Origin of the sequence: Acetivibrio cellulolyticus CD2, assembly GCF_000179595.2 — a bacterium.
Taxonomy (GTDB): Bacteria; Bacillota; Clostridia; order Acetivibrionales; family Acetivibrionaceae; genus Acetivibrio; species Acetivibrio cellulolyticus.
In genome coordinates, this window is the sequence record NZ_JH556653.1 from 446,648 (window position 1) to 459,770 (window position 13,123).

General features: G+C 42.6%; 5 protein-coding genes and 1 pseudogene. 1 reads left to right on the forward strand and 5 read right to left on the reverse strand.

Annotated features, from left to right (window positions below):
• Positions 1-468: 468 nt before the first annotated feature.
• The 5 genes and pseudogenes from ACECE_RS26565 to ACECE_RS29040 form a co-directional block, all read right to left on the reverse strand.
• Positions 469-6,573 carry an S-layer homology domain-containing protein gene (locus ACECE_RS26565; protein ID WP_456049005.1) on the reverse strand — a complete coding sequence of 2,035 codons (6,105 nt, stop codon included), beginning with the start codon at positions 6,571-6,573 and terminating at the stop codon, positions 469-471.
• Positions 6,574-7,089: 516 nt separating this feature from the next.
• Positions 7,090-7,872 (reverse strand): annotated as a pseudogene (locus ACECE_RS32270) (L-type lectin-domain containing protein); the annotation flags it as partial.
• A 39-nt stretch (positions 7,873-7,911) separates the two neighbouring features.
• Complete coding sequence (locus tag ACECE_RS0204220; RefSeq protein WP_010244505.1) at positions 7,912-8,259, reverse strand: response regulator; 348 nt, start codon at positions 8,257-8,259, stop codon at positions 7,912-7,914.
• 139 nt (positions 8,260-8,398) lie between these two features.
• Positions 8,399-9,346: a LytR/AlgR family response regulator transcription factor gene (locus ACECE_RS0204225; protein ID WP_010244506.1), complete on the reverse strand. Its 948-nt coding sequence runs from the start codon at positions 9,344-9,346 to the stop codon at positions 8,399-8,401.
• Entirely contained in the window at positions 9,343-11,142 is a 1,800-nt protein-coding gene (locus ACECE_RS29040; protein WP_162862479.1) for a 7TM diverse intracellular signaling domain-containing protein, read from the reverse strand. The genes ACECE_RS0204225 and ACECE_RS29040 overlap by 4 nt, the downstream gene beginning before the upstream one ends.
• A gap of 384 nt (positions 11,143-11,526) precedes the next feature.
• Here ACECE_RS29040 and ACECE_RS0204235 point away from each other — a divergent pair, with 384 nt between their 5' ends.
• On the forward strand, positions 11,527-13,119 hold the full coding sequence (locus ACECE_RS0204235; protein WP_010244512.1) for a spore germination protein: 1,593 nt from the start codon (positions 11,527-11,529) through the stop codon (positions 13,117-13,119).
• The last annotated feature ends 4 nt before the right edge of the window (positions 13,120-13,123 follow it).

The window sequence follows — 13,123 nt, forward strand, 5'->3', positions numbered from 1 at the left end:
ATTTAATTTTTCCTTGGTTGATGATTCTAAGAGGGGGTGCAAACTTTATAGTGGGGTGCATCACCATAAATTACATTTTAATCTATTCTCAATTATTTGTATGTTTCCTTGTACGAGATGCGTTACCACATAGGTCGTATACAATTTAGTAATACATTTTTGATAATAATACTTTTCTACGAAACTCACCTCATGAGGTGCTAGTGGATTACCTTACCCAAAATTTTGTACCAAATTCAATGCTAATCTAGCCAACCAACTTCTAATTTCAATTACACCAAATACACTATATAAAAACATAGTTTATTTTTAGAAAACACATTTACATATCAATAAAGATGCCTTATGCTTTAACTAAGTTAAAAAAATTCAACTTAGTTAAAGCCTTGAAAAAACGTCTATACAGATGAATTTTCAAGGCTTTTTGAGATTACTTTAAGGGTTTAATATAGATAGATATACTTGTTTTTAGTTAATCAGATTCGATTTTTGCAGAAGCCTTCTTGTGATCGCTGCTACCTCTGCCCTAGTGATATTGTCTTTCGGAACAAGCATTTTATTACCCTTTCCTGATACAATTCCTGCTTTTATACATTTCGCAATGTGTTCCTTCGCCCATTCTGATGATTCTCCTGAATCACCAAAATCTGCAAGCAGTGCTTTTGCATCTTCAGATTTATACTCAGCCTTCAGCTTAGTAATAACCATTGCTCTGGATATCATTGTCATGGCCTGTTCACGGGTTATTTTGTCTTCCGATCCAAATTTGCCGTTGCCATAACCCGATATGATTCCGTATTCATAGGCAATTGTTACTGCATCATAATACCATGCATCCTTTTTCATATCAGTAAAGATATCTTTTCCGGCTCCCGAACGCATAAGCCCAAGTGCCCTTACTACGATTGCAGCATATTCTGCCCTGGTAATATCTCTGTCAGGGTCAAACTTATCTTCGCATACCCCGCTGATAACCAGCCTTGAGCCCATGTCATTCACTTGATCCTTTGCCCAGTGATTTTCAACATCCTTAAAGGTTTTAGGGCTGTATATCACTGAGTAGGTACTATTAGTTAAGCTGTTGATTTTTGCATAATACTTTCCGTTAATCTCAGTGACGGTTGTCGGAACATGCGAGAAGGTTCCGTCACCGTTCAGCACAATACCTGTTGTTATTTTGCTTGGATCTACTCCATCAGGGATTGCCACTGTTCTTTCTACATATCCGTTGAATTTTGAAACATCAACAGTCTTATTTCCACTTGTGCAGGTAATCTCAAAATCAACTGGTTTAATAACCACCTGGTAGTTGTTCTTACTTGCTGTATTCTCTACCACCTTCACAGTGTCCTGGGGTGGTGCTGCGATGGTAACATTAACCTTTATATCCTTAAGTTCCACCTGCTGACCAATTTGACTGGATACAGCATCAATATTTATTTCTGATGCTGGCAGCGTATATGTAACATTGGCAGTTTTAATCTCAAGAACAGCTTCCTTTGTTTCCATGTTCTTGACAGTCTGCCCGTTTAACTGCCCAACCACTACATCTGCGTTATTATTTACGGGAATGGTTACAACAGCATTTTTACCTTCTTCTTCAAGCTTATGTTCTACCTTTTTATCATCCACTGTAACGGTTGTAACGGTCTTTTCATCAACCTTAATGGTAGTTGCTGTTGCAGCAGTTTCGACTTTGCCATTCACCTGTATTTCAACACCAGTTTCCGTAGGCTTTGTTGGTTCAGTCGGGGTTGCTGGTGTTGTATTTCCGCTTGAACTTCCTCCGCTTGATGGCCTACGCGGCGTAACAGAATTTGAAGCTGTTGAATCTGCTCCATTCCCTACAGCATTGACTGCTTTGACTGTAAAGGTATAGGTCGTACCATTAGTCAAGCCTGTAACCGTAATTGTTGTACCGGTGCCCGTTGCTGTTATATTGCTAGGACCGGATGTTACAATGTATCCTGTAATTGGGCTTCCTCCATTATCGGCTGGTGCCGTAAATGTAATCGTTGCTTCACCGTTTCCTGCTATAGCTGATACATTTGTAGGCGTACCTGGTACAGTTTTAGGCATTGCACTGACTTCCACAGAATTGGTACTATCTCCACCCTCATTTGTTGCTTTGATGACAAAGTAATAGATTGTTCCATTTGTAAGCGCAGTAGCATCATAGCTGTAAACATCCCCCGCAACTGTTGTTAATGGTGATTCATATGCCTCAGTTGAAGCAGCCTGATATATTTTGTAGCCTGTAGCACCCGATACACCAGTCCAATTCAATACTACCTTTGCGTTTCCTGCTGTTGCCGTTACACCTGTTGGTGCAGAAGGTGCAGATACTTGCGGTGTCGCACTTACTTCATTAGAATAAGCACTGTCTCCTCCAGGATTGCTTGATTTTACTACAAAGTAATATGCCATTCCATTGTTTAGTCCTATCACTTCACAGCTATATACCGATCCCGCAACTGTGTTTGCAGGTGTAGTATAAGTTCCGGAAGCTGTACTTTCATATACCTTGTATCCATCAGAACCTTCTATTGCACTCCATGTCAATGTAACACGTCCGTCTCCTGCAACCGCAGTCTGCAGAACAGGTGCTCCCGGTGCTGCTACCTGTGGTGTCGCACTTACTTCATTTGAATTTATGCTGTCTCCCCCTGCATTACTTGCTTTTACTACAAAATAGTATGTAGTTCCGTTGGTGAGGCCTACAGCATCATAGCTGTACACATTTTCAGCAACAGTTTGTTCCGGTGCTCCGTATGTACCCGATGTAGAGCTCTTATATACTTTGTAGCTTGTAGCTCCTGAAACATTGCTCCATGTTATTGTGACCTGGCCGTCACCAGCAACTGCAGACTGAATGGCAGTTGCTGCCGGTGCGTTTATTACTTCTCTTGTCACCTTGATGGTGTATGTCTTAGGGCTCTTGCCAGTTTCGGTAACCACTACGGTGATGGTCTTTTCAACTCCTGCTGTCAGGGCAATACTTTCCGATGCCTGACCGCTGGTTACCAGTGTTCCGTCCACTGTAATCGTTCCTGCTCCCGATGGGGTGACGGTGATACCAGACACTCCATTTGCAACGGTTACTCCGTTGTAGGTATATGTACTTCCTGCAAAAGTGAAGTTTGCAGGGGTGCCACTTATCACGATGTTTGCCAGGTCTGCACTTGCCGCCTGGGTGTAGCTCGCACTTCCTATGTCGCTGTCAAGGTTTCCTGCTTTTACGGCAATTGCCTTGATGGTTACTGCCGCATTTACTGTGACAGGTGCAGTGTATTCTAATGTGGAACCGCCTACCGTCGTGGCCGGGTTGGTTCCGTCAGTAGTGTAGTAAATATGGTCTGCTCCAGCTGAGGTGATGGTCACTGTGCTGCCGAAGGCAATAGCATCGGATGCAGGACTGAAGCTTGGTGTTGCTTGTGTATCCGGCACTGGGTTTACAGTCAGGTTGACGGTCTGTGCCGTTTGGCTTGATGCTGTATGTGTAATGGTTACCTTTATGTTGTTGTGGGCTGCATTGGTCAGTGTGTCTCCATTTACCGGACTTGCGGTATAGCCTGCCGCTGTCCCGTCTGTGAAGGTCACTGTCCCTGTTGACCCGTCATTATAGGTTTCTGTTATCGCCATGCCGTTCAACGCAAGGATTCCGTCTGTGCTTTCGGTGTAGCTCATCTTGGTTGGCTGGATGGTTACACCGATGCCTGTTACAGATTGTGCCGCGGTTGTATCAAAGGTAACCATAAAAGTCAGTTTATTTCCTTCAACATCGCCACCGCTTACGGTTCCTGCACCGGCTGTCCCTGCATTTACCGTCGGGGTGAAGCCTGATGCTTGGAACTTATTTCCTACGGCTGATGTCAACTCTATTTCTGCCTTGTATATGGTATCTGCTTTGAATTTCTCTTCCGGGGTCAGCGTTGCAGCTGTTCCGTCATTGTTCTTCCATGTAAGGCTTGTTACGGTGTAGGTTCCTGCTTCAGCTGTCAGGCTTCCCACTGCTATGGGTGTGCCGCCTGCTGAAGGTGCTACCATTCCCGTCACACCTGCTGCTGTGATAGGAATGATAGACCACTTAGCCCAGAAGGCCTTATTGCCGGTATCTGTTGTGCTGATTGTTGTTACAGCATTGCCGGTTAGGCTTTCGTTGTCAAACCAGCCGCCGAAGGTGAAGTTCGACTTTGTTGGTGTCGGCAGCGTCACACTTGTCCCGTGGGTGTAGCCTGTAGGTGCGTTATCAGGATTTGTACCATCGTTGAGGTTATAGGTGATGGTATAGGTTACTACTGTCGCCGAAGCGCTGACTGTCAATAATGCGTCAGGACTGCCCGGATCATTGGCAATTTTCTTAATTGTACCCGTGCTACCTATGTAGCCACCAAATTCAACGAAATAGTACAAGTTTCCATCGAACGTATACGGCACATCGTTCCATGCCTGATTATTAAAATTCACCTGCATGCACTGTTCAGCTTCATTGCCATTGGCATTATTGGGTTCGCCGCTGTACCAGAACGAAGCCAATGGAGCGTCATCATAAAAGGCATCGTCGACTAAAGATCCTTCTGTGTTATTACCTGTGTAGTATTGAAGTCCTGCTTCCGGACCACACGCCCAATAGAAATAATCAGTCGTCGTATTCAGCGCGGCATAGTCATTGCTGGTCAATGAGGACGGATCTTCTAGGATGGTAGTACCGCCTGCTTTGAGTCGAGTCCCTCCCGACCAAGCACCGTTTTCGGAGATATTATGCAATACATTATTTTCATCTTCAGAGGTAATCGTCGGCAAATAGCCGGTCATTCCCATAAACTTCATATTTTTTGCAGCGTTATAGGCATCAACCCAGCTGACTCTATTGGTGCCCGCATATAGATAATAATGGGTCGTACCATCAGGATGGTTATAGAAGGCAGTAAGTTTCATGGTCGAACTTAAGCCGCTTGTCTGGTTAGCATCTGTTGTCATCGTGACAGTCTGTGTACCCTCCGGACTCAGAGCAAATTGAACAGCACGCAGATAAGCCTGGACGTTTGATGCACTCTGTGCTGAAGCAAAAACCACCGTCTTGGTCAGTCCATCAAGGTCAGTTAGTACTGTTGGATCCCCACCGGGTGTCGAATTCGGCAGGGTGATTGTACTGCCTTCAGCTGCCGCTTTATCTACGCTGATAGTCACAACGCCAATGTTGATTGAAGATGCAAGTGTCAAATCAGGAAAGCTGTAGTCAGTATCGTTTGAGAATACCGAATTGCCCAGATTGACTGACAAATCGGACGTCCACTTTGCCCAAAAGGCCTTATTGCCGGTATCTGTTGTGCTGATCGTTGTTACAGCATCGCCGGTTAGGCTTTCGTTATCAAACCAGCCTCCGAAGGTAGCACCGGACTTAGTAACATCGGTGGGAAGTGTGGCGCCCACGCCATAGGTATAAGACGTGATGTCTCCGCTGTTGACGGTTCCGCCGTTTGTATTAAGAGTAACCGTATAAACGGAGTTAACCGTTTTTGTAGCACTTGCAATCTTGCTGGCTGTTGAACCGCCATTAAAGCCGGAGAATTCGACAATGTAACCATCAAGCTTGTCAAAACTCAAACCTGTATCGTTATTATAGGCACTAAGATCGTCCCAATACGCACCTTCCCAGCCGATATAGACGAAGTCACCGCCGTTAGGTTCTCCGCCATGCCACGGCGAGAAATCAGTTGTATTGTATGCTATTTCCTGTCCGGCTTCGGGACCGTCAATCCAGTAATAACGCACGACGTCCGAATGCTCATAGATATATTTTCCGCTTGTCGTGCCGGTACAGACAGTATCATCACTGTAGGTTTGAGAGAAATCTTTAAGAATACTGACGCGTTGATCGGATGTTGCGCCAGAGAGGTCGGTATACGTAATCTCATTGCCGTCTATGCCCCGAGTGATAGTCGGAGAATCAACGGTGCCTGTGTTTCGCTGCCAGAGGCCGCCCATCCAAGCATCGTACCAGTGGTCATCGCCGACGCCGCCCGTGTCTGTCAGCTTGAGAAGGATTGAGTTTTCCGCCTGACTCGTAGCCGTGGCGATATATCCGCGTCCGCCGAAGTAATGGGTGTCCGCTGTGCTGCCGGCGGCGACCACCGCACTCGGCCAGTCGATTCGGAGGCCAACGGGGACATATCGGTAAAAGTGTCCTTCAAAATACAAATCGCCGTCTATGGGTGATACCGTACTGGAGGTGGCCGTGATCTTCTGCGTCGTATCTGCCGGCGTATAAATTATTGCACTCAGAAGCGTCTCCGCCACTGCAACATCGCTAAAGGAAAAGACTATGCTATCGTATTGCGTCGAGTTGGAATATGTATCAATATAGTTTGAGGCGTTCGTGCCGCCTTGATAGGTGAGAGCTGTACCAATCGACGGTATAGTAAAATACCCGCTGTCTACGGAAATGGTCACCATTCTAGACGTCTCGGACATATCCAATCTGCAGGTATAGGACGGCGAATTTGACCAGTCAATATCAGTGAGTTCAACTGAAGCCGCCGCTGCGCCCGTCACCGTGCAGGTCGCGTCCACCGCGTTGCTCAGCGTATTTATCGTCAGTGACGATGTCGTCTCGTTGCTCGTTCCGTTTCCCGACCAGATGTAATCGTATTCGTTGACACCCTCTCCGACGGCGGTGATTATCAGCGTATTTCCACTTGGAACGACAGACCCGCTTGTTATCGTGTTCCCGTCATACGTCGCCGATATGGTGCTTCCGGAGGCGGCCCCGGCATCCGTCACCGCAAAGTTTACGCTATAGTAGGTCTGCGAACTGACATTGCTAATATTGCCGACCCCATCGACTGCGCGGGCATAGACCGTGACAGCGGAGTGCCCAGAAACGCTGACCGTACTGCCAGTTGACCAGGTTCCGCTTGTGCCATTAAGCTGATATTCGTAGTGGTCGACGCCAGAAGCTACGTCCGTCGAACCTGTAACCGTTACATCGGTACCTGAGATTGAAAATGTTGGAGCCGTAGGTACAACGCGGTCGGAGTCATAAACGCCAGCGTCCGAAAGACCGCCTTCGACATAAGAATTTTCAAAGTACCACTTGTTAATCTTGTGTTCTTCATAGTATAACCCTGTCGCAGCGGTGAAACCAACGTAATATTCGCTGCCGCAGTAAGTTGAAAGGTCGATTTCTTTTTGAAGGCTCGCCGTACCCGGTCTTGTGTTGGAGGTGCTTATATAGACACTTAGCAAATGCGTATCGCCCTTATAATCAATCCAGACGTAGAAGGGACCGTCAGCGTTGAAATAATCGGCATCTAAGCCTGCACTATATGTATCAGTACTGTCGCTTGTTAATGCACCATCGAGATTGATGCCTATATGATCACCGTCATTCTCACTGTCATTCTTATACGTGTCGAACTCAATACCGACACTGTTTTCTATACCTGAATAACCGAGACCTTCGCCCGTTGAACCAATCCCGTTTGTGTCCGCGGCGATAATGAATACCAAACCATCAGCGCCAACGTTGGATGCTTCTATGTCATTATTCCGGTTTGCAAGGGTGAAGTTGAAATAAGTGCTGAAGCCATCCGACTGTTTGATTTTTTTATTAAAAAATGCCGAGCCTGTGTAATACTCTCCCGCAGGCGTCAGTATCAGGCTTCCACTGGATACACTGACCACGTTGTCGTTTGAAGTGCTGTTGACGGCACCCTGTGTTGTTAATGTCGAGGCGTCCCCAAAATCTACCGTGCTGTAGTAGGTGATATATTCGGAATCCACCGCCAGCACCGTTTGCACCGGGAGCATGACAAGAATCATCAATGCCGATAAAATGAATGCCATGGTTTTCCTAAGAATTTTTTTCATTCACATCTTCTCCTTGATAGAAATTTTTTGTCTGCTTTGTCATTTTTTCCTTAACACTCTCTTGAGCTGTTCCAACTTCACAGGTTTAATAAGGTAGTCCCATATCCCTGCTTCAAACGCACTTACGGCAAAGTCTTTCACTGTGCTCATCAATACTACTTTCACTTCTTTATCAATAGTCCTGATTTTACGATATACAAACAACCAATTCACTTGCTCCGCATCTGCATCCAGTAGCACTATATCTGTCGTATGCTGCTTTAGGAAATTTTCAGCTTGTACAAAAGAATCAACAGATACAATGTTGTTCTCATCTCCGAATGCATTTACAAAACTTAACACATTCAAAACTTCTTCCTTTTTGGAACATATCAAAACTATCTGCAAATATAGATTTCGCCCCCTTCACCTAAAATCAAACATTAAAATTCGACATCTTCTTCATTATAAAACATAAAATCTTTACAAAATCTTTACAAACACAAAAAAACCGGCTTCTTTTTTCAGAAACCGGCAATTTATCAAATTATTTTATTAAAAATTCGTTCAGTTTTTTTGTATAATAGTTTGAATTTTCTATATCTGATGTATTTTCGTAATACTCCTTTAAGCTGTTCAGTATTTTCACATATTCCATTTCATATTGCTGCTGAACGCTTACTGTCCATGAATAATATCTGTCTTCAAATACTGTTCCCTTATAAAGCCTAACGGTCTTTTCCAAATACGCAATCCTATCTGCACCATTTAGATCGTCTATCTTTTCGGCATATTTGTCGAAAACTAGCATATCGCAATCGATATCTTCCAAATTTATTCTCATTTTCCCCCGCTCTGATTCTACCGGAATTCGGATGCCATTGATATTTTCCTGCTTCTTAATGTAATAATACGCTAGATAAAGATTTGACACTCCTTTTTCTCCATCCGTCTCAGGCCATAGAGCCTCTGCAATTTTTTCCTTGGAGACAAATTCCCCTTTTTCACACAGGAGAAAAGCGATTAATTCCTCCGCTTTTCTGGTTCTCCAGCCAGTATTGATTTCATTTCCATCCACCAAAATAGAAAAGTGCCTGAAGCATCTGACTTCCATCTTTTTGGTTTTTCTCAATTCATCTCCGGGCTTGATACGTTCGAGGGTTTTTGCCAGACGGAATTTTGTCGCCGGCTTCACAATATAATCTATCGCATTTATTTCAAAAGCCTGTACCGCGTAATGATTGTAAGCCGTCACAAATACAACATTTGTACGGATACCTGCGTCCATAAGCTTCTCTAACAACTCAAAGCCATTCAAACCGGGCATTTCTATATCAAGAAAAACAATATCGGGAGAAAGGGTACTTGCTTCTTTTAGAAATTGCATGCCGTTTTCATACATTGCCTGAACCTCAATACCTCCCATATCCTCAAGTTCCATGTGCAAGCCTTCCAATGCATAAAACTCATCATCCACGATAACAGCTTTTATCACTTACTTTTTCCTCCTTTCGGCAGCTCCAAGATTATTTTTGTTCCTTCTCCAGGATGGCTCTGTATGTCAAGCTGACCTCCGTAAAGTCTCCATAGACGCCTTTGTATATTGACTAGCCCCACTCCGCTACCTGCATTCTGACTTTCCGTCTTTATTTTTTCTAGCTGTTCAGACGACATTCCGACTCCATCATCTTCAACCTCAATCATAAAGGAATCCAGGAAATTTTTAACCCTTATCGCTACAGTTCCTCCTCCATCCCTTTTTCGTATCCCATGGCGGATGGCATTTTCGACCAAAGGCTCCAGTATTAAAGGTGGTAGCATCAGTTCCTCTGTATCCTCAAGCTCATATTGTACTGTAAGCTTATCCCTGAAACGGGCCTGCTCTATTCTCACATAAGCCTGAATGAAATCCATCTCCTCATCAAAGGTAATATATCTTTCAATATTGCGAAAGTCAAAGCTGTGATGCAGGTAGCTGGATAAATCCAGCACCAGATCTCTTGCTCGGATGGAATCAATACGACAAATAGCGGCGATAACATTTAAAGCATTGTAAAGAAAATGTGGCTTGATCTGTGCCTGTAAAAACGCCGTTTCACTTGAAATAGAGGCTTCCTCCGCACTCTTGAAAAGCAGTACGGTCTGTTCCTTTTCCTTCCGTAGAGAAGAAATACGGGCTGTCAGTGCTATGGACAGGAGAACAGATTCAATAGCTGACGATACCATAACAATGGAGAGACTCCAATCTGTATTCGGTATAATTCCCCATACTCTTGCGGTAAATATTACTAATGAGAAGCACATAACAGACCAACCCGCTAGGAAATACTTAGCTTGACCAATCCCTGCCGATGTGGCACGAATGGCCATATATAATATGAGCAGCGCTGTCAATACCGAAAGAGGCATTGATATAACACTGGCCTCATATCTGTACCCTAGAAGCATGAGGATGACATCCAGATAGCAGAATAAAATCAACGCTTTGGCAAGCCTGTCCAAAACCGGAAAGTTACTGTTCGTTTTTAGAAAGGCCATGGCAAAAAACAATTCAGAAACCAGCATAAACAGCCCCACGGTGACAACATTGGAAACCAGTGCATCAGCAAAGCCTCCCATATAAATTCTGGATATTCCAAGCAGTGCATTCTGGTAGAAGACCATCAGCACAAGGTAAACAACATAAAAAATATAGGTGCTGTCCCGTAAAGAAAGAAAGCTTAAAAAATTTAGTAGGGCAATCGCCAGCATCAACCCAAAAACAGTGCCTACAAATAGGATGTTTTTTTGCTTGTTTACTTTAAACTGCTCCTCATCCATTATCCCGATGTTATAGTTCTGTGTAAAGGGAGAGTGAAGCTGAAGGTATATATATTTTCCAGGCAGTATATCCTCAGGAAGCATAAATACCGGATAGGTATAGCTTATATCCTGCTTTTTTCCATGAAAACCCCACCCTGAATGCAGGTCTTCATATCTGCCATCAGTGTCTCCTTCAACAGGTATATAAAGTACAGCAGTTTCAACGGTCGGATTGTTAATAAAAATGTATAACTGATTTGCATCTGATGGTATTTTTTCGAGCTTCATTCTAATCCACCAAGTAGAACGATTCTGCCCGATATAAAGTGTTGTATCATCATGCGGAATAAATGCTCCGCTGATTTCAGGAGTTTCTATGTCCGTGAGGCTCAGTTTGCCTGATTTGTCTTCTTTGTATTCCAGAGAGTACATAATATCTGCAGATTTGTGATTATCCTCGGTATCAGGGATAGTTGAGAAAATTTTCACAAGCAATACAAAAAACAGCAGGGCTCCCGGAACTACATATATTTTTCTTTTTGTTATGTGGAATATATTTATATTGATATTAAGACCTCCTATTTATGAGTTTTGGGTTACCACATACCATCTAAACCAACTTTGTATGCTTTCCTCAATTTGATGCACATTTTCACATATCATATATCGACTAAAATTTAAAAAACATTAAGAACAAAGCCGATTTGGCATCCCAGATAATTTATCTCCGGACTATACAAGGCTTCCTCTGATCCGAAAATCTTTAAATCTGATCCAGTAACAAATTTTTCATCAGTACGCCAACTGGCTGATTTGTTATTGATGTATTCCCTGATTCTACTCAATAATTTATAAAGTAAATGGGCATATATTATGAAAAATAAGGCAATAATCTTTATGGGTGATGATATGTTTAAAAAGCATCGAAAAAGAAATGCTGAAAATGTCTTAAACAATAATGGAATTAATACACATTTAGAAAAAGATTATCTAGTTAAATCACTAGATAGTAATATTTCCTTGTTTAAAAATATCTTCAAAAATGATGAAACATTGATTATTAGAGAGTTTGAGAATAAGCGATTAAAAGCTGCTCAGTGCTGTATCATATATATTGATGGAATGGTAAATACAGAAATTGTTAACGAGAATGTTGTTCAACCTGTTCTCCGTAATGACTTATCAGAGGATATTGAAAGTAACAACTTATTAGAAGAATTGAAGAAAAAAGTAATTGTTTCAAATAATGTAACATTGGAAACAGAAATTAATAAAATTGTTAGTTTGGTTATTAGTGGAGATACGCTTTTCTTATTGGAAGGATACGATAAAGTATTAGTCATAAGTTCAAAAGGCTGGCAAACCAGATCAATCAGTGAGCCTGAGTCTGCTAGAGTTGTTCGTGGTCCAAGGGAAGGTTTTACCGAATCAATTATGGTAAACTTGTCAATGGTTCGGCGTAAAATAAAAAATCCTGATTTGAAATTTAAGTTTAAAGAAATTGGAGTGAGAACAAACACAAAGACTTGCATCAGTTATATCGAAGGTTTGGCTTTAGATGGTGTTTTAGAGGAATTGGAGCAGAGGCTGGATAAGATAGAGATTGATAGTATTATCGATTCTGGTTACATACAGGAATTAATCAAAGACTCCCCATATTCCCCATTTGAAACTGTAGGTTCAAGTGAAAGACCAGACGTTATTGCAGCAAAACTCCTGGAAGGAAGAATTGCACTTTTTGTTGATGGAAGTCCCTTTGTATTAACAGTCCCATATTTAGCTGCTGAGAATATTCAAGCAAATGAGGATTATTATAATAATTTCATTTTTGCTAGTATAAATCGGCTCATGAGAGGCTTTACTGCAGTAACTTCCGTTGCTATTCCCGCAATATTTCTATCGATTGTCTCCTACCATCAGGAAATGATACCCACACCATTGTTGTTAAGTATTGCTGGTGCAAAGCAAGGGGTTCCGTTCCCAACAGTAATAGCATTATTTGTGATGCTTTTTATATTTGATATTTTGAGGGAAGTAGGTACTAGAATGCCTACTCAAATAGGACAGACTGTGAATATTGTCGGTACACTTGTGTTAGGGCAGGCTGCTGTGGAAGCAAGGCTGGTAAGTGCTCCAGTAATTATAATAACTGCATTGACAGGAATTACTACGCTAATCAATATGAATTTTATAACATCAATAATTATTTTCCGTACATTTTTTTTAATAGGAGCATCATTTTTGGGGATATATGGATTTTTGTTAACCTTTTTTATTATGTATTTGCATTTGATGAGCATTCGTTCCTTTGGTGTACCATACATGATGAACGTTACCAGGGCTAAAAACCATGACGGACAGGATGTATGGATTCGTGCTCCGTGGTGGGTGATGACATTAAGACCAAAAATTGTTGCTGCAAAAAACTTAGTAAGACAGTCATCAAGAAAAAGCAAGGAGAAATAGATTG